The sequence below is a fragment of the Exiguobacterium sp. s193 genome (assembly GCF_018618755.1).
Lineage (GTDB): Bacteria > Bacillota > Bacilli > Exiguobacteriales > Exiguobacteriaceae > Exiguobacterium_A.
The window spans coordinates 69,901-87,937 of the sequence record NZ_JACSMR010000009.1; the positions used below are offsets into that span (position 1 = coordinate 69,901).

At 48.3% G+C, this 18,037-nt stretch carries 21 protein-coding genes; 12 read left to right on the plus strand and 9 right to left on the minus strand.

Annotated features, from left to right (window positions below; genetic code table 11):
- Nucleotides 1–10: 10 nt before the first annotated feature.
- The 3 genes from fsa to KNQ04_RS11360 all read right to left on the minus strand — a co-directional run bounded on the left by fsa (nucleotide 11) and on the right by KNQ04_RS11360 (nucleotide 2,187).
- Nucleotides 11–658, minus strand: a complete 648-nt coding sequence (gene fsa / locus KNQ04_RS11350; RefSeq protein ID WP_214850843.1) for a fructose-6-phosphate aldolase — start codon at nucleotides 656–658, stop codon at nucleotides 11–13.
- A 167-nt stretch (nucleotides 659–825) separates the two neighbouring features.
- Complete coding sequence (gene fba, locus KNQ04_RS11355) at nucleotides 826–1,680, minus strand: class II fructose-1,6-bisphosphate aldolase (RefSeq protein ID WP_214850844.1); 855 nt, start codon at nucleotides 1,678–1,680, stop codon at nucleotides 826–828.
- Between the two features lie 132 nt (nucleotides 1,681–1,812).
- On the minus strand, nucleotides 1,813–2,187 hold the full coding sequence (locus tag KNQ04_RS11360) for a response regulator (RefSeq protein ID WP_214850845.1): 375 nt from the start codon (nucleotides 2,185–2,187) through the stop codon (nucleotides 1,813–1,815).
- A gap of 95 nt (nucleotides 2,188–2,282) precedes the next feature.
- Between KNQ04_RS11360 and KNQ04_RS11365 the strand changes: the two genes are divergently transcribed.
- Nucleotides 2,283–2,792 carry a DUF2529 family protein gene (locus tag KNQ04_RS11365; RefSeq protein WP_214850846.1) on the plus strand — a complete coding sequence of 170 codons (510 nt, stop codon included), beginning with the start codon at nucleotides 2,283–2,285 and terminating at the stop codon, nucleotides 2,790–2,792.
- Nucleotides 2,793–2,942: 150 nt separating this feature from the next.
- Here KNQ04_RS11365 and KNQ04_RS11370 read toward each other — a convergent pair whose 3' ends face one another.
- On the minus strand, nucleotides 2,943–4,538 hold the full coding sequence (locus KNQ04_RS11370; RefSeq protein WP_214850848.1) for a CTP synthase: 1,596 nt from the start codon (nucleotides 4,536–4,538) through the stop codon (nucleotides 2,943–2,945).
- A gap of 252 nt (nucleotides 4,539–4,790) precedes the next feature.
- Nucleotides 4,791–5,318, minus strand: a complete 528-nt coding sequence (gene rpoE / locus KNQ04_RS11375) for a DNA-directed RNA polymerase subunit delta (protein WP_214850850.1) — start codon at nucleotides 5,316–5,318, stop codon at nucleotides 4,791–4,793.
- A 169-nt stretch (nucleotides 5,319–5,487) separates the two neighbouring features.
- On the opposite strand from rpoE, the gene KNQ04_RS11380 reads away from it, so the two are divergent.
- The 4 genes from KNQ04_RS11380 to KNQ04_RS11395 all read left to right on the plus strand — a co-directional run bounded on the left by KNQ04_RS11380 (nucleotide 5,488) and on the right by KNQ04_RS11395 (nucleotide 7,283).
- Entirely contained in the window at nucleotides 5,488–5,937 is a 450-nt protein-coding gene (locus KNQ04_RS11380; RefSeq protein ID WP_214850852.1) for a GNAT family N-acetyltransferase, read from the plus strand.
- Between the two features lie 36 nt (nucleotides 5,938–5,973).
- Nucleotides 5,974–6,291 carry an ArsR/SmtB family transcription factor gene (locus tag KNQ04_RS11385; RefSeq protein WP_214850855.1) on the plus strand — a complete coding sequence of 106 codons (318 nt, stop codon included), beginning with the start codon at nucleotides 5,974–5,976 and terminating at the stop codon, nucleotides 6,289–6,291.
- 70 nt (nucleotides 6,292–6,361) lie between these two features.
- Nucleotides 6,362–6,790: a DMT family transporter gene (locus KNQ04_RS11390; protein ID WP_214850857.1), complete on the plus strand. Its 429-nt coding sequence runs from the start codon at nucleotides 6,362–6,364 to the stop codon at nucleotides 6,788–6,790.
- A gap of 13 nt (nucleotides 6,791–6,803) precedes the next feature.
- A complete protein-coding gene (locus KNQ04_RS11395) occupies nucleotides 6,804–7,283 on the plus strand; it encodes a DMT family transporter (RefSeq protein ID WP_214850859.1) in 480 nt (159 codons plus the stop codon).
- Nucleotides 7,284–7,340: 57 nt separating this feature from the next.
- Here KNQ04_RS11395 and KNQ04_RS11400 read toward each other — a convergent pair whose 3' ends face one another.
- Genes KNQ04_RS11400 through KNQ04_RS11410 form a run of 3 tightly spaced genes read right to left on the minus strand, consistent with a single transcriptional unit; the run spans nucleotide 7,341 to nucleotide 9,597 of the window.
- Complete coding sequence (locus tag KNQ04_RS11400; RefSeq protein ID WP_214850860.1) at nucleotides 7,341–7,802, minus strand: heme-degrading domain-containing protein; 462 nt, start codon at nucleotides 7,800–7,802, stop codon at nucleotides 7,341–7,343.
- On the minus strand, nucleotides 7,799–8,839 hold the full coding sequence (locus KNQ04_RS11405) for a Gfo/Idh/MocA family oxidoreductase (RefSeq protein ID WP_214850862.1): 1,041 nt from the start codon (nucleotides 8,837–8,839) through the stop codon (nucleotides 7,799–7,801). The genes KNQ04_RS11400 and KNQ04_RS11405 overlap by 4 nt, the downstream gene beginning before the upstream one ends.
- Nucleotides 8,836–9,597: a DeoR/GlpR family DNA-binding transcription regulator gene (locus tag KNQ04_RS11410; RefSeq protein ID WP_214850864.1), complete on the minus strand. Its 762-nt coding sequence runs from the start codon at nucleotides 9,595–9,597 to the stop codon at nucleotides 8,836–8,838. The genes KNQ04_RS11405 and KNQ04_RS11410 overlap by 4 nt, the downstream gene beginning before the upstream one ends.
- Nucleotides 9,598–9,805: 208 nt before the next feature.
- Between KNQ04_RS11410 and KNQ04_RS11415 the strand changes: the two genes are divergently transcribed.
- From KNQ04_RS11415 to KNQ04_RS11430, 4 genes are all read left to right on the plus strand, one after another.
- Entirely contained in the window at nucleotides 9,806–10,642 is an 837-nt protein-coding gene (locus tag KNQ04_RS11415) for an SDR family NAD(P)-dependent oxidoreductase (protein ID WP_214850867.1), read from the plus strand.
- A 96-nt stretch (nucleotides 10,643–10,738) separates the two neighbouring features.
- Nucleotides 10,739–12,307 (plus strand): GGDEF domain-containing protein, encoded by a 1,569-nt coding sequence (locus KNQ04_RS11420; RefSeq protein ID WP_214850869.1) that lies wholly within the window; start codon nucleotides 10,739–10,741, stop codon nucleotides 12,305–12,307.
- A gap of 10 nt (nucleotides 12,308–12,317) precedes the next feature.
- Nucleotides 12,318–12,647, plus strand: a complete 330-nt coding sequence (locus KNQ04_RS11425; RefSeq protein ID WP_214850871.1) for a potassium channel family protein — start codon at nucleotides 12,318–12,320, stop codon at nucleotides 12,645–12,647.
- Between the two features lie 17 nt (nucleotides 12,648–12,664).
- Nucleotides 12,665–13,306, plus strand: coding sequence for a hypothetical protein (locus KNQ04_RS11430; RefSeq protein WP_214850873.1), 642 nt, complete (start codon nucleotides 12,665–12,667; stop codon nucleotides 13,304–13,306).
- Nucleotides 13,307–13,869: 563 nt separating this feature from the next.
- Here KNQ04_RS11430 and mgtE read toward each other — a convergent pair.
- The gene (gene mgtE, locus KNQ04_RS11435) at nucleotides 13,870–15,222 is read right to left on the minus strand and encodes a magnesium transporter (RefSeq protein ID WP_214850875.1); all 1,353 of its coding nucleotides are present in this window, start codon (nucleotides 15,220–15,222) and stop codon (nucleotides 13,870–13,872) included.
- A 228-nt stretch (nucleotides 15,223–15,450) separates the two neighbouring features.
- On the opposite strand from mgtE, the gene KNQ04_RS11440 reads away from it, so the two are divergent.
- From KNQ04_RS11440 to KNQ04_RS11450, 3 genes are read left to right on the plus strand one after another with little or no spacing between them, the layout of a single operon-like run.
- The gene (locus KNQ04_RS11440) at nucleotides 15,451–16,191 is read left to right on the plus strand and encodes a metal ABC transporter ATP-binding protein (RefSeq protein WP_251137013.1); all 741 of its coding nucleotides are present in this window, start codon (nucleotides 15,451–15,453) and stop codon (nucleotides 16,189–16,191) included.
- A complete protein-coding gene (locus tag KNQ04_RS11445; protein WP_214850877.1) occupies nucleotides 16,188–17,039 on the plus strand; it encodes a metal ABC transporter permease in 852 nt (283 codons plus the stop codon). The genes KNQ04_RS11440 and KNQ04_RS11445 overlap by 4 nt, the downstream gene beginning before the upstream one ends.
- Nucleotides 17,036–17,950 (plus strand): metal ABC transporter substrate-binding protein, encoded by a 915-nt coding sequence (locus tag KNQ04_RS11450; RefSeq protein WP_214850879.1) that lies wholly within the window; start codon nucleotides 17,036–17,038, stop codon nucleotides 17,948–17,950. The genes KNQ04_RS11445 and KNQ04_RS11450 overlap by 4 nt, the downstream gene beginning before the upstream one ends.
- Nucleotides 17,951–18,037 lie beyond the last annotated feature (87 nt).

Sequence of the window (18,037 nt, forward strand, 5' to 3'; positions counted from 1 at the left end):
TCACATTCTATTATTGCTGAGATTTTTCCCAGTCCGCGAGAAATTTCTCGATGCCTTGCGTCGTCAATGGATGGTGCGTCAATGACTCGATGACATTAAACGGAATCGTTGCGATGTCTGCACCGGCAAGTGCCGCATTCGTGACATGGATCGGGTTACGGATTGATGCCGCAATGATTTGTGTCGGAATGTCATGAACAACGAAGATTTGTGCGATTGTTTCGACGAGCCCCATTCCATCTTGCCCGATGTCGTCGAGACGTCCGAGGAATGGTGAAACATATGTCGCGCCGGCACGTGCTGCGAGAAGTGCCTGGTTTGGATTGAAAATCAACGTCACGTTCGTCGTGATTTTTTCTTTTGACAATGCCGCGACCGCTTCGAGACCAGCTGGTGTCATTGGAACCTTTACCGTAATGTTCGGTGCGATTTGCGCGAGTTCCTTCCCTTCACGAATCATTCCTTCTGCATCGAGGGCGATTACTTCCGCACTGACCGAAACATCCCCGACGATTTCACAAATCTCACGCAGACGTGTATGGAAATCGACGCCTTCTTTTGCGACGAGCGATGGATTTGTTGTTACCCCATCTAAAATCCCCATTTTATGTGCTTTTTTGATATCCTCTACGTTCGCTGTGTCGATAAAAAATCTCATCTCTCTCTTTCCCCTTTCATCCCTTAAAATATTCCCTTGAAATCGCTTACTGTTCTATTATAAATTTTTTTCGCCCGAAGTCCTAACGTTTTCCAAAAACAGTGTGCTTTTCTAGATGAAAAAAATGCGATAGACAGATGTCTACCGCATTTTTTAAGGGTTGAAAATTATGCTTTGTTGCTTGAACCAAACTCACGCATCTTACCGATGACTGTTTGTTTGATTGCTTCGCGACCTGGTGCGATGAATACGCGTGGGTCGTATGCTTCTGGTTTCTCAGCTAACACTTCACGAACAACTTTCGCGAATGAGATTTGGTTCTCAGTGTTAACGTTGATTTTTGAAGTACCGAGCGAAATCGCTTTTTCGATATCGTGTGTCGGGATTCCTGTACCACCGTGAAGAACGAGTGGAAGGTCAGTCGCGTTACGGATTTCTTCCATTTCAGCGAAACCAAGGTTTGGTTCACCTTTGTATGGTCCGTGTACAGAACCGAGTGCTGGAGCGAGCGTATCGATACCAGTCTCTTTGACGATGCGAACACAGTCGTCAAGTTTAGCGTACATAACGTCACCAACGACGTCATCTTCTTGTCCACCAACAGTTCCAACTTCTGCTTCTACAGAAACACCTTTAGCGTGTGCATATTCAACAACTGCTTTAGTTGTTTCGATGTTTGTGTCGATCGGGCTGTGTGAATCATCGATCATTACAGATGTAAATCCAGCGTCGATCGCTTCTTTACATTTTTCAACGCTCGAACCGTGGTCGAGGTGAATCGCAACAGGAACTGTTACTTTCATGTCGTGAACGAGACCTTCTACCATTTTAACAACTGTGTAGAATCCGCCCATGTGACGTGCTGCACCTTCAGATACACCAAGGATAACTGGTGATTGCTCTTCTTGAGCTGCACCGAGAATCGCTTGAGTCCACTCGAGGTTGTTGATGTTGAATTGACCTACTGCGTACTTACCTTCGAGAGCTTTGTTTAACATGTCTGTCATAGATACTAATGGCATAATGACATCCTCCTCTGTTTTGATCGCTGCTTACACGGGATCGTGTAATTTCAGACTGATTATAACATACTGATTCGCTTCAACGTACAGCATTTCACTCGGTTTTTAGGTTTGTGACGACGACGTGAAGGATTAACCGCTTACATCGCTCGAAATTTGCACAGTCACTTCTTTTTTTAATTCAAAGATGTCAAACGGCTTACCGAAGAAGGCGACGACACCTAGTCGTTCCGCTTCTTCCATCGCTTCTTTTTCACCGAGTGCCGTCATTAAAATTGTTCGGATAGGACGTCCGATCTGGTCTTGATGACGCAAGACTTCGAGACCTGTTTTGCCCGGCATGTTGACATCCATCAGCAATAAATCATAATCTGCCTCCCGGAGTCGCTCGATTGTTTGAATCCCATCGATTGCGATGTCCACCGTGTACCCTTGTGCTTGAAATAACTGCGCCAGTAAATTTCGAATCCCTGGTTCATCTTCCGCGATGAGTAGTCTCCCGTTCATCTTTCACACTCCCCCTCTAGTTATTTCCATTCTACATCAAAGTAAAACTTGCTATATACTGTCTGTGTGAGAATTATAGAGAGGATGTTCTTAAAATGATGAAAATATTAGCGACACAATTCAACGGAAAATTGCAAAGTCTCGTCAAACAAGAGGATGAATTATTCGATGTCGTCCGCCTGCTCGCCCAAGCGCTCGTCGGAGAAGGAAAAGTTTACGTCGATGCTTACGGCGAATTCACAGGGCTCTATCCGATGCTGTCAGAAGGACCCGACCAGATGAAACGCGTCACAAAAATCAAAGATCATAAAACCTTACATGCCGTCGACCGGATTTTAATCTTCACACCGGATACAGAACGGTCCGATTTCCTCGCATCTCTCGCCCGCTACGACTCGTGGCATACACCATATGCAATCGTCACACTTGGGGATGTCACGGAGACGCTTGAGCGTTCCATCGCACCACTCGCCTTAAAATTCAATAAAGGGCTGCTCCCAGCTGAAGATGGCTCACGTCACGGCTTACCAAGTCTTGCCCTCGGAGCCTTTTTGCTGACACACATCTTGACGCAACTGCAAGAGATGACAGAGGAGTGGGATTGACGCTTTTCTTCTATAGTAATATTGATTGGGTTTGATAGGTGATCGTTCAAGATTTAAAAGGTATATCGTATCCCAGCCAAAATGATCTCCACACGCTAAAACCCCCTGTCTCCAAGCGGAAACAGGGGGTTGATTTGCTTTTTCTAGTTCTTATTCCCCAAGTGAAGCTTGGATGAAGTCATGGAAAAGAGCTTGCGGACGTTCCGGACGCGAAATCAATTCCGGGTGGAACTGACAGGCGACGAACCATTTGTGTTCCGGAATCTCGATGATTTCAACAAGACGACCGTCCGGGCTTGTACCCGAGAAGATCATGCCGTTCGCTTCGAACTGCTCACGGAATTCGTTGCCGAACTCATAACGGTGACGGTGACGCTCGTAAACGAGCTCGTTCGAATACGCCGCACGTGCTTTTGAACCTTCTTCGAGCTTACAAGGGTAGAGGCCAAGACGGAGTGTTCCGCCAAGATCTTCGATGTCCTTTTGCTCGGGAAGTAAGTCGATGATCGGGTATGGCGTCGTCGGATCGATCTCAGCCGAGTGTGCCCCTTCGAGATTCAAGACATTACGCGCGAATTCGACTGTCGCAAGCTGCATGCCGAGACAAATCCCGAAGAACGGGACATTGTTTTCACGGGCAAAGCGTGTTGCTTCGATTTTCCCTTCGATTCCACGCTCTCCGAATCCGCCTGGAACGAGAATTCCGTCTGCTGAACCAAGTAATTCCGCGACGTTTTCACGTGTCACGTCTTCTGCATTGATCCAGTCGATGTCGATATCGCTATTGAAAGCGAAACCGGCATGTTTCAAGGCTTCTGCAACCGAGATGTACGCATCACGGAGTTCGACGTACTTCCCGACAAGAGCGATTTTCGTTTTCTTCTCGAGGTGTGTCACCGTGTGAACAAGTTGTTTCCATGCTGTCATATCAGCTGACGGTGTATCGAACTTGAAATAGTCGCAGACGAGTTGATCCATGCCTTGACGTTGCAAGTTGAGTGGTACTTCGTACAGTGTCGATGCGTCCTGTGCTTCGATGACGGCTTCCGGACGTGTATCACAGAAGAGCGCGATTTTATCTTTCATTTCTTGCGGGACTGCATGCTCTGAACGAAGCACGATGATGTCCGGTTGAATTCCGTAACTACGGAGTTCCTTGACACTGTGTTGCGTTGGTTTCGTTTTCAATTCACCTGCTGCTGCAAGATACGGGACGAGCGTACAGTGGACGTACATGACGTTTTCTTTTCCGATATCGTTCTTGACCTGGCGAATGGCTTCGATGAACGGAAGCGACTCGATATCCCCTACTGTTCCACCAATCTCCGTGATGACGACATCTGCGCCTGTCTCTTTACCAGCGCGGAAGACACGATCCTTGATTTCGTTCGTGATGTGCGGAATGACTTGAACCGTTCCCCCGTTGTAATCGCCACGACGCTCTTTTTTGAGAACCGTCGAATAGATACGACCTGATGTCACGTTTGCGTTTTGGCTCAAGTTGATGTCGATGAAACGCTCATAGTGACCTAAATCAAGATCGGTCTCAGCGCCATCATCCGTTACGAACACTTCACCGTGTTGGTACGGGCTCATCGTACCTGGGTCGATGTTGATGTATGGGTCAAATTTTTGAATCGTGACGTTCAGACCACGGTTTTTGAGCAACCGTGCGAGTGAAGCGGCCGTGATTCCTTTTCCAAGCGAAGATACTACCCCACCGGTTACGAAAATATACTTTGTCATGAATAAAATGCTCCCTTCCCAAGTCCAAAAATCTAGCAGAGGTCTAAAAAATAAAAAAAGCAAAAGTGCCCCCATTTGCAGGAGACACTTTTGCTGAAATTAAGCACGTTGCTTAAAGAAGCCCATGACTAACTTACGTCATTCCGAAAACTTCGTCAAGCAGATTTTTAACAAATAAAAATCTTTTGTCCTTAGTCAGCCGTCAATGAAAAAACTGCGATTTCTTGCTCGAAATCGCAGCTGTACGGTTGTTTAAACTTCTTCTTCGTCGTCCTCGAAGTCTTCGAGATCGTCTTCTTCTAAATCATCTTCAAGGTCGTCAATTGCTGCGACTTTCTTGAATGAATCCTCTTCTTCACTATCGTCAGCTGAATCGTAATCCGCTGTCTTCGCGAATGTATCGAGATCATCTTCAATCGTCTCGAATTCATCTTCTTCCGCGTCATAGTTGAACTCTTCTTCAAACTCATCGAGTTCCCCACGTTGACGTGCTTCGATGACGAGATCCTCATCTGATTTATCAAACGGATACCAAGCACGGAGTGACCAACGGTTTGCTCCGACGTTAACGAAGTTTCCGTCGATGTTCATGTCTGTATAGAGTTGAGCAAGTTTCTCGAACTTGTCTTCTTCATCTGTAAACGAATGATACTTTTCGATTTCTTTTGTGATGTCATCGAAAGTGATTGGCTGTTCGCCAGCTTCTTGAAGCATTTCATTGACGAATTCAATCAGTGAAAGTTCAGTAATCTTTTCCTTACTCAAACGGCTGAGGCTCATTGTGACGGCCACTTCCTTTCATTTGCGTTCAATCCATTACTTCTCATTATACGCAAAATGGCTTTTAAAAATCCAGTCTCTATTCGAAAAAAGATTAATTTACTCGATTTTCGTGTTTTTGACATACTGAAAAAAGGAATAACGGAGAGAGAAGAAGGAGGAATCGACGATGGATATGACGATTGAACGGGTGAACGATTTTGACGGCTACAATTGGCTGCCTTTACTTGCGAAGAGTTCGCAGGAAGGGTTTCAATTCATTGAGTACATGTTACGCAATCGGCGCCAGGAGACGTTTCAAGAGACAGGAGAGGCACTATTCGTCGTCCTCTCGACGACGGGACAACTCATCGCCTGTGGCGGTTATACGAAACAACCGCATCAAGCTTCGACCGGTCGGATCCGTCATGTCTATGTGTTGCCGGAAGCACGGTCGCACGGCATCGGAACCGCACTCCTCGAAAAAATCGTGTCCGAAGCTTTTTTGACGTATGACCGTCTGGTTCTCTACAGCGAGCAGGCGGATCCGTTTTACCAGGGACTCGGTTTCCGACCGGCAACGGGTGAAAAGATCACACACGCGCTCGATAAGTCTGCTTTTGCCAACTCAAACCGATGAATTGACATATCGCGAATTTCCGATTAGATTGGGAACATGATAACCCAAGTAGATTTATTTAAAGCCTTATCGAACGAAGTACGGCTCGATATTTTACGCTGGCTCAAAGATCCGCAAACTCATTTCGGCAAACCGACCGCCCACTTGTCCGCGAACTCTTCAGAAAAAGGAGGCGTCTGTGTCGGGGATATCCAGGAGAAAGCAAACCTTTCCCAATCCACGGTGTCCCAATATTTAGCGATGCTCCAAAAAGTAGGTCTTCTCGAATCGGAGCGTCATGGTAAGTGGACGTACTATCGGCGAAATGAGGAAAAGATTCAAGAACTGGCGGAGTACTTCAAAGGAGAGCTGTGATGGTTCTCCGCACCTCATGTATCGACATTTTTCGATATATAGATTTGTATACAGAAATGAGTGACTTGTTTTGAAATTGATTTATTACGTATTCGCCCTACTCGCCGGAATCGCGCTCAGCATCGAAGGCGCCATCTATGGTGAACTCGGAAACAGCATCGGCAAGCTTGAAAGTAGTTTCTACAACTTCTTCGCCGGTACGATTATTATCGGCTTAATCATGCTGTTTTTCGGAAAAGGGTCTCTTGCCTACACGTTCAAGGCACCGAAGTGGACGTTACTCGGCGGTCTGCTCGGAAGTATTTACTTAACGATTCTAATCATCAGCATTCCTCTCGTCGGGGTCGGACTCGCGATGATTAGCGTCATCATCGGTCAGATGATCGCCAGCATGGTCATCGAGCACAAAGGATGGCTCGGCAGCCGGCGTTTCGCCATCAACAAAGATAAACTGATTGCGTCCGGTCTGATGATCGCCGCATTGTTCTTAATTTTCTAAGGAGGTTCCAACCATGAACATTTTATTACTCAGTGCGACATTACTCGGGGGCGTCCTTCTTAGTGCGCAATCATCGATCAATGGTGTTTTCGGTCAAAAAGCCGGTGCACTCGAAAGTACATTTTTAACGTTCTTTACGGGAATGCTCTTTTTAGCACTTGCCGTTCTCTTTTTCGGTCAAGGCGACGTCTTACTTCTTCTTGATGCTCCGCGTTGGCAGCTCAGCGCGGTGTTATTTGGTGTCAGCTACCTGTTCCTGACGATTTTAGCGGTCCCAAAAATCGGGGTCACGGCCGCGAGCATCGCCACGGTCGTCGGTCAATTGTCCGCCGGTATGGTCATCGATCATTTCGGAGCATTCGGCGGTGTCGAAGTTGCGTTCGATCTGAAACGCTTCATCGGTCTTCTGTTGATGTTGGCCGCCTTATTCTTTATCTACCGTGGAAATAAACGACGGGTCGAGGCAACGGATGCCGACTCGATTGCCTCTTGAACCAATTCAAAAAACCGGCTGCCTTCGCTGTTGTATCGCGAAAGCAGCCGGTTTTATTTAAGACATCTGCTGTTTTAAGAACGTCAACGCATCGACTGCTAATTGATGATCAGCCTCTTGCGACAGTCCGGACACGGTCAATGCACCGATGATCCCGACGCCTCTGACCCGAATCGGAAACGATCCTCCGGCATCCGCATAATCAGCTGGCGCAACGGCGTACATCGTATGGTAGGAGCGTTCCTTCAATTCATTGTAGACACGCATGTAGAGGGAACTGTGTCCGTGCCGTGTGACGACGTTTGATTTCCGGCGAATCCACTCTTCTTGATCGGGAGCCGTTCCTTCAAGTGCCGCGTAATACAACCGTTGTCCGTTCCGTTTAATTTCGACGGCGACTGCTAACTCTTCGCGCAGTGCCCGCTCGATGACGTATTGTCCGGCAGCAATCGCCTCTTGATTCGTCAACCCTGTCAGGACGAGCTGTCGTTCCTGCTCAAGCAGTTCCTCGATGTTCATCTGTCCCACTCCTTCCGACTGATCGTCCGTCCTTCTGCACTACTCTTGCGGACGGCTTCAATCAGTTGCATCGTCTTCAAGGCATCGTACAAGTCGACCGGCAGTTCCCCCGTCGTTAACCCTTTCGCTAAGTCACGGTAGTAGCCGAGGTAATTTCCAGACAGCGTCTCCAGTCGTTCCGTTGCCCGATCTGCCAGTTGTAAATGACCAAAGTCCTCCGGGTCATCTTCGCCTAACGTCGGATCGGCAACTTGTCCTGAAGCGAGTCGTGCTTCTTGCGGGTCCATCCCGTATTTCACATAACTTCCCCGCGTACCGTGCAACTCAAAACGGGGTGTTGGTCCCTGGACGAATGATGTCGAGCGGAGAATCACCCGGCGTTTGCCATAGTGAAGCGTGATATGGAAGCCGTCATCCGTTTCTGCCCCGTCACGTTGCATCAAGACGTCCCCCGTCAATTCGTCCGGCTCCCCGAACAAGGCGAGTGCCTGATCAATCAAATGGGAACCGAGGTCAAACAAAATTCCGGAACCCGCGCCCTGCTTCTCCCGCCACCGGTCACGGACGACCGGACGGTAACGGTCAAAACGTGACTCGAGCAGTTGCCAATCGCCAATCTCATTCGCTTCAATCAATTGTTCAATCGTCAGGAAGTCCCCGTCATAACGGCGATTTTGATAGACCGCTACGTGGACACGATACTGTTCGGCAAGTGCCAGTAGCGCCTCTCCCTCCTCAATCGTAACAACGGCTGGTTTTTCGAGTAAGACATGTTTGTTTGCTTCGATCGCTTGTTTCGCCATCTCGAAGTGGAGTGCTGTCGGTGTCGTGATGACGACGAGTTCCGTCGCTTCGTCGTGCAGGGCTTCGTCGAGTGTCGCGACGACACGCGCTTCCGGGAATACCCGGCGGACTTTTTCTGCGTCCCGTGAGACGACTTGACGGACAGTGAATTCCGGTAACGCGTTCAGTAGTGGTCCATGGAACGTCACACCCGAAAAACCGAATCCGACAAGCGTTGTTTGAATCGGTGTCATGTCAATTCCTCCTCTGCCACTTCAATCGTGACGTTTGCTTGATGTAGCCGTTCTTCCCAGTCCATGGATGGCCGTTCGTCCGTAATCAGGACATCGATTTGGTCGAAGCAACAGACTTTATGGAAAAAGCGCTTTTCGAACTTCGTCCGGTCGGCTAAGACAATCACTTCTGCCCCACTGCGGATCATTGCCTTTTTGACGATCGCCTCTTCCAAATTTTCCGCGAATAGTCCTTCAGGTGTCAGACCGCATGCTCCGAGGAACACGCGATTGACTTGGTAATGCAAGATGTCATCCGCGGTTTTGATGCCGACGAGACTTCGCGCATGCGGATCAAATTTACCGCCCGTAACATATAAATCAACGTTCGCCCGCTCCCCTAACCGCTCCGCGATTTCGAGTGAATTCGTTATTGTTTGCAATGAATAGAGAGGCATGTAGGATGTCATCTTTGCGACCGTCGTCGCCGCATCGAGTACGATCCGGTCGTCCTGTTCAATCCGCATCGCCGCCCGTTTCGCAATCCGTTCCTTCTCCGGCTGCTCCGTCCGTTGATCGTACTTCAACGTCCGGTTCGCCCCGGTCCGGACAAGTCCGTTCTTGATTCGGACGATATCCCCTTCACTTTCTAATTGAATGATGTCACGCCGGGCGGTATCCCGTGAGATTTGATACGTCTCGACCAATTGATCGAGTGTGATTTCAGGCGTCGTCTTAATCCATTCCCGCATCTTTTGTAGCCGTTCTTGTTGGCCCATGCCGGTCTCCTCCTCTCCCCTGCTGTTCTGACAATTGTTTAAATAAAGTAAAGCATGGACACGTAATAGCGGAAATTAAAAGCTGTGTCCGTTTTCGATAGTTCGATTTTAAGTTTTTTCATTAAAAATTGCAATTTAAATGCAAATAATCTTGAGTGAGATTCGGGTAAAGAAGTCTATACGCATATTTCAAAAGGAGGCGTTCGATATGAAATCAATCTTCATCACTGGTGCTTCGTCAGGAATCGGTCTCGCGACGGCGCAGCGTTTCGCAAAATCCGGGTGGACGGTCTATGCCGGTGTACGTGAACAAGTAGCAAGCCGGTTCGATGAGCCGCATCTTCACTTCATCACGGTCGATGTCACGGACACGGTCAGTCTAAAACAAGCAGCTCAACTGATTGAACAGGAAGTCGGGCATCTCGATGTGTTATTTTGTAATGCTGGTCAAGGATTACTTCGGGCGATCGGACAGGCAACAAGCTATGAGATCAATCAATTGTTTGAGACAAACGTGTTTGGTGTGATGCGGACGATTGAGCAGTGCCTGCCCCTGTTGAAGGCAGCGCCGCACGGCAGTCACCTGCTCGCGACTTCAAGCACAAGTGGACTCGTCGGTCAGCCACTTAACGAAATTTACTGTGCCAGTAAATTTGCCGTCGAAGGTTTGTTCGAAAGCCTCGCGACCTATTACAAACCGTTCTTTTCGATTGACGTGACCTTGATTGAACCGGGGGCCGTCGAGACGAACTTCACGGCAAGTGTCCTCGATCGGCTCGAACAGTCCGGCGGCCTGCACGATGATGCCTTCAAGCCGATCGTCGAAACGTATTTACGCCTCTACCGGAAACGCCATGCGACACGACAGGCATCAAGCGAAATCGCCGAACTCGTCTATGCACTCGTGCATATGAACGAGCCAAAGCCAGTTCGGGTTCGAACGACCCCGGTGGACGAAGCATTCGTCGCCCATAAGACATCTGCCGATCCGTCCGGCCTGATTGGAATCACGAAGACACGTCAATTGACATTAAATCTTGAATGATTCCCCTCTTGTGAAAAAGTGAACTGTCCTCTGCTTGTCAGACACCCTATACTGAGACTATCTACCTACATTTCAGTGAGAGAGGACGGACGTTTCATGACGACATTATTTTTGTTTACGACAGTTTATCTCCTCCCGACGTTCATCATGTTTTATATGTCCGTCGACATTTTTTTGCGCAACCCAAAACGAGCGGAACACCGCCTGTTAAGTCTTTTTACGTTTGCTTACGGCATGATGTTTCTGGGAGAATTTTTCCGAAATGCCTCGCCGATTGAGATGAGTCCATTTTTTGTAACCTATTGGTTCGGAAATGCTGGATTACTTGTCTTTAGTACGTCACTTCACTTTATTTTCCGGGTCTCAAACCTGCGAAAAAAGATTCCACGTTTTTTGTATCCCGGGATTTTTTATGCGCCAATGCTCATCGTGCTCGCGACCTATCTTTTTCAGACGAATGTCATCAATAGCCAACAGTTCGAACAAGTGGGTCTCTTCATCTACCCTGAGTTCAATTCGTCTTATTTAATTACAATCACCGTCGGAAATGTATTTCACCTCATGGTCGTGACATTACTTTTCTATACACGCAAACAATTGAATGATGCCAGACGCGGTATCATCACGTTACTGATTGCTGCAGCTTCACTTACGCTCATTTGGAACATTCTGTTCGGTTATTTTTCGTTTTATGGCACGATTCCACCTTACGCGTATATGTATGGCGGACTCTTTTGGGCTGGCGCCATCACGGTGTCGATGCGTCGTTTTGATTTTTTGGCCTCTTACCAAACACGGTTCGCGACACTGTACAATTTGAATCCGTCAGCAATCGTTTTGCTTGATCGAAGTGGTGTCATCGAAAGCGCCAACCCTGCTTCTTATCAACTCCTTGAAGAAGCAGAATTAGCCGGGAAGTCCTTCCTCGATTATTTGCCGGAAAACAAACGAACGGATTGGTTCGAACATTATACAAAACATTTCGATTCTTCTTATCAATTCATCGAATACGAAACGAAAGTCGCAACGATTCAACAACAAGAACGGTACGTCGTCATGGAGGGCGACTTTGTTTTTATCGAACAAGAACTGCATGGGATGTTGCTCATTCGGGATATTCAATCGTCGAAAGAAGCAGAACAAGCGATTCGCTTTTTTGCCTATAACGATCCTTTAACTAAGATTCCGAACCGACGCAGCTTCTATGAAACAGCCGCGACAGAACTCTTACAACGTGCGAGTTGCTCGATTGTCGTCATCGATCTCGATGGCTTTAAAGCCATCAACGATACGTATGGTCATCAAATCGGCGATAGCTTTTTAATCCATATCGCACAGTTGTTAGAAGAACATGCCGCAGCAAGCGGTTTTGCGGCACGCGTCGGTGGCGATGAATTTTTCGTGTTACTTTACGAACAAACGCCAGAACAACTGCACCAGTTCGCAGCGTCCTTACTTGAACGATTCCAAGCAAATCCATTTACGTTCGCAGAAGAATTAATCGACATCAGAACAAGTATCGGAATCAGCTTTTCACCGGATCATGGTGTCAGCCTCGATACATTGATTCATCGTGCGGACCTGGCGATGTACGATGTCAAAAACAACGGTAAAAACGACTACCGGATTCATGATACGATGGATAAAACATTACGCCAGCATTAAGGAGCTTGATATGATCTCATTTCTAGCGATTTTTTCCCGACTGTTCAAAGGGATTCGACGTGCGTTTCACATTTCTTATTTCCAAGGGTTGCTGTTCCTCTGCTTGTTAACGTTAGTTTCCGGAACGATTTTTTATAGCACCGAGGAAAACTTATCCATCGTCGATGCCCTCTATTTCTGCATCACGACGCTCAGTACGATTGGTCACCCGACGTTCGTTCCGACGACGACACTGAGCAAAATTTTCACGATGGCTTACATTACGATTGGATGCGGTCTGTTTTTGACCTTAATCGCTACCCTGTCGTACGTATTGATTAAGCAACCCGACGAAGATTGATGAAGGGAGAACGTTCGATGCGACAAGCCGCGATTCAAAACAACTTCGATTGGTGCCGAATGATTTGTGAACTTCATGGCTGTACGGTCACGGAGACACCGGACCATTGGAAAGCGACCGGTGACGTGCCTGCACTCTATCCTGAAGTGATGATTCGGACACCGTCCCAACACTTGACGCTCAAGACCGTAAACAGCATCAAGGATTGTACGGCAAGCTATGATTTTTCAAAAGAGGGATTGACCCATCTCTTTACGGCCGAGTGGATTGCCCGCCAACCGATTTACGACCGCCGTGCCCTGCCCCCTGACTGGACCGTCGTGACGAACGGACGGCTGGCAGAACAGTTTTTCGGACTCGTCGACGTCCATGACTTGCCACACGACTTATTCAACCAAAAAGAGGTCCGACTCTTTTTCTCGGAGCAACAGCAAGCTGCCTTCATCGCTTTTTCGAACGGGCAGACGACAGGTCTCTCACACTTAACTTCGGATTATCTCGATGAACGCTTATGGGACGATGTCATCCGGCTCAGTTCAGCCCATTTTCCCGGGCAACGGATTGTCGGCTACGAGTATGGCGATCAGCTGATCACAGCACTCGAGGCCGGATTTGATGATGTCGGTCCGCTCGCCGTTTGGACACGGATGGCGCCTTGATTCAGGCGATGTATAGCTTATCGAGGTTGAAGAGTTCATGTAGGTGTGCTGTCTTATCGCGCTGACAAGAGGTAAGCGCCGAAAGAACGACGCTCTTTACTACTTTTCTATACGAAAGAAGCACGCCTGACAAACTGTTAAGAAGCGTGAACATACGATATCGAGATGCAATCCGTTCGCGCTTCCCTGTCTCGCCTCGTCTTCAAAGCGGCAATCTTCCGGCGCCGCTACAGCAAAGCTGCAGGGTCGCGACCGATTGCTTTTCGCGGTTCTCAAGCGATTCAAGACGGATTGCGCTCTAAACCGTCTGCATGACTGGATTTCCCTCATGGTATTCCCTAAAAAGCGTCACGTTTCGTTGACTCCTGCGGGGAAAAGTGCGTTTTTAACGCACTTTCAGAGGCAGGCAAGACCCTGCTCCTTGTCCGCTAGGAGCAAGGAGCAACGGCTTGCGCCTCGCCCGAGGAAAGCAACGAAAAAAAGACGCTCTCCTTTCACAATTACCATTTTGTCTATACGAAAGAAGCACGCCTGACATCTCGTCAGGCGTGCTTTTTAGTAGTTCACATCAAATGATTGATAAAGGCCGTCGCAATCCCGAAATAAACAAGTAACGACAAAATGTCATTAAGCGTCGTGATGAGTGGACCCGAGGCAATCGCTGGGTCAATCTTCAGCCGATGCAAAATCAATGGAATAATTGTCCCGGCAAGTGTACCGAAAATCAGTGTGATGATTAACGAACTCCCGACGACGAGTCCGAGTACCGGGTTCCCTTGCCAGACATACGCAATGATGGCAATTAAAATCCCGCACGTCACTCCGATAATCAAACCGACACGGAACTCCCGTAAAATCAAGCGTGTGGCAACCTTTTTATCGACTTCCCGTGTAATCAATCCCCGGACGACGACCGCAAGTGATTGCGTTCCCGTGTTCCCCGTCATCCCAGCGATCATCGGCATGAAGAAGGCGAGCGCCACGACCTTCGATAGTGTCTCCTCGAACTGACTGATAATCGAACCGGAAACCAGTCCGATGAACAGTAATAAAATCAACCAGGGCAACCGACGTGTCGCGGCAATCAACGGTTTCGTCTCAAAATCAATCGATTTACCGGACGCTGCCAGCTTTTCGATATCTTCATTCGCTTCTTCCCGTAAGACATCAAGTGCATCATCGACCGTAATCAAACCGACGAGCACGTCCCCTTCGACGACCGGTAACGATACCAGATCATAGCGTTCGAACATCTTCGCGACCTCTTCCTGATCGGTTTCAGCCGAGACACGGATGACTTTTTGATCCATGACGTCGCCAATCCGTTCGGCATTGTCCGCAAGGATGAGATTCCGGTACGAGATGACACCAACGAGTTCACTTAACTGATTGACGACATACACGTAATTGATCGTTTCCGAATACTCGATGTAATCGCGCATCTTCTCGACCGTCTCCCCGACCGTGAAGTCTTCCGGGACCCAGATAAAACGGTTCGTCATCAAGCGACCGGCCGTTTCGACCGGATAGGTCAAGAGGTTTCGGACGACGAGCGCTTCATCTTGCCGCATGCCGGATAAGAGGCGATCGACTTCTTCTTCTTGTAACTCTTCTAAGATGTCGACTAAGTCATCGTTTTCCATCAAATCCATCACATGCCCGGCATGTTCGACATCAAGTCGGCGCAAGACATCGAGTTGTTGTTCAAGCTCCAGTTCCTCGATGACATCAGCTAAGCGTTCGTGATCGAGATAACGAAGCAATCGTTCTTGTTCGACCGGTTCTAATTCGACGTACAGCTTTGCCAAGTCATAGGGATAGACTTCTTCAATCGCCTGTTGTGCTTGTTCACGACGCTCTTTTAATAAGGCGTCTAGCAACAATAACTTCCATTGTTGACCATTTGACTGACTCACGTTACCACCCCCACGTTTTCTCCTTCTATATCTTAGCATGAGATGTTCGAAAGCTCCTTCTTGAATCGAGTTGACATTTTCAGATAAACCCGTTAAAGTTTGCCCTAAGGAAACATTATTAGTTGGACGACTCATATCTGTTCAAAGGCAAACCATATTTTTTTAATCTTTTTCTTTCCCTAAGGAAACATTTTATGACCTGGCTAATATTTGAAAGGAGCTTATATTATGTACGCTGTGGAAGTAGATCGCTTATCGGTCACTTATTTTGAAACAAGGGCACTTGAAGATGTTTCCGTCAACATCTCATCCGGTCAGCTCGTCGGCGTGATTGGTCCGAACGGTGCCGGGAAATCGACATTCATCAAAGCCTTGATGCAGTTGATTCCTGCGCAAGCGAAACACATCAAATTACTCGGACAAACGATTGACGACAGTCGCAGTCACATTGCGTATGTCCCCCAACGGAGTGCCATCGACTGGGATTTCCCGATTCTTGTTCGCGACGCCGTGTTGATTGGTTGTTATCCGAAACTCGGATTATTGAAGCGTCCGAATAAACAGCATCGTGCTTTCGCGCAGGCTTGTCTCGAACGTGTCGGCATGACTGAATTCGCCGACCGCCAAATCGGTGAACTATCTGGTGGTCAGCAACAGCGTGTCTTCTTAGCCCGGGCACTCGCGCAAGAAGCGGATTTATTGTTGCTCGATGAACCATTTGTTGGCGTTGATATCGTCAGCGAACGCGTCATCATCAACCTCTTGCGCACGTTACGTGACGAAGGAAAAACGATTATCGTCGTCCACCACGATTTGAGTAAAGCGGCTGATTATTTTGATGAACTATTGCTTCTTAACCGGACGGTCGTTGCTTACGGCGCACCGGATGACATTCTAACTGCCAAACAAATTGAAATCGCATACGGCAACCCGCTTGCTTTCCTGCAGAAAGCGGAGGCCTCCTCATGAATTTCATCGAAGCGATTCTTCACTATGATTTCTTACAAAAAGCACTCATCACGTCCGTCATGGTCGGTGTGATTTGTGGTGTAATCGGCTGTTTCATCATTTTACGCGGTATGTCCTTGATGGGTGACGCGATCTCACATGCCGTCTTACCGGGTGTCGCCATATCCTATCTGCTCGGGATTAATTTCTTCATCGGAGCCGTCGCGACAGGTCTGTTGACAGCTCTCGGGATTGGATTCGTCAGCCAAAACAGCCGCATCAAAAACGATACGGCAATCGGGATCCTCTTTACATCCGCCTTCGCACTCGGAATCATCTTAATCTCGTTTTTGCGCAGCAGTAGCGACCTGTACCATATTTTGTTCGGTAACGTCCTCGCGGTCCGTCCGAGCGACATGTGGATGACGCTCATCATTGGAATCATCGTCCTCAGCGGAATCTATCTGTTCTATAAAGAGTTACTCGTAACATCGTTCGATCCGACGATGGCAGCGGCGTACGGTCTGTCGACACGCTTCGTCCATTACTTGCTGATGATGATGTTGACACTTGTCACGGTCGCCTCCTTGCAGACGGTCGGAATCATCCTCGTCGTCGCGATGCTGATTACGCCTGCCGCGACCGCTTATTTGCTGACGAACCGGCTGTCGCGGATGATTTTCTTATCGGCGAGCTTCGGCACGATTTCCGCCATCATCGGTCTTTACTTGAGCTTTACCTATAATCTTTCATCCGGTGCATCGATCGTCCTCGTCGCAACCGCATTGTTCGCGCTCGTCTTCATTTTTTCGCCGCGCCACGGCTTGATGCGGAAATGGAGAACATCAACAAAGGAGGTCGCTTCATGAAACGAACACGGCTCATTCCCCTTATCGGGCTTAGCGCGCTACTCGCCGGCTGCGCGCCTGAATCAACAGACAACGACAAACTTCAGGTCGTTACGACCTATTCGATATTAGAAGACATGGCACGAGTCGTCGGCGGCGAGCACGTCGATGTCCACAGCATGGTCAAAATCGGTGCCAATCCGCACGAATATGATCCGCTCCCGACCGATGTCCGCAAGATGGCTGATGCCGATGTCGTCTTTTATAACGGTCTGAATCTCGAAGCCGGTGGTTCCTGGTTCAACAAATTGCGTTCGAGTACGAACAAGGACGGTAAAGAAGCGCCTGTCTATGAGCTCAGTCAAGGGGTCACTCCTCAATACTTGACCGCTAAAGGAAAAGAACAGGAAACGGACCCGCACGCATGGCTTGATCTGCAAAATGGGATTCAATACGTTGAAAACGTCAAAGACGGTTTAATCAAAGAAGATCCAAAAAATAAAACTGATTACGAAAAGAATGCCTCTTCCTACATTCAGGAACTCGAGGCACTCGATACGAAAGCGAAGGAACGATTTGCCGAGATACCAAAACAGCAGCGGCACTTGATCACGAGCGAAGGGGCTTTCAAATACTTTAGTGACGCCTATGACGTCAAAGCCGATTACATTTGGGAAATCAATTCGGATAATCAAGGGACGCCGGATCAAGTCCGGCGGATCGTCGACTTAATCAAAGACCAAAACGTCCCTGTCCTGTTCGTCGAGACGAGTGTCGACCGGCGCAGCATGGAGACGGTCTCGCGGGAAACCGGTGTCCCGATTGGCGGCACGCTCTATACCGATTCACTCGGAGCGAAGGGAAAAGACGGTTCGACGTATTTGACGATGATGGAAGCGAATTTCGATACGATTGCACAACAATTAAAATAATCTGGTCATCGAATCGTCAATACCTCACGCGTACAAACAGGAAGTGACACGGTATACTGACCCTATCAGGAAAATGATGTTTAGGGG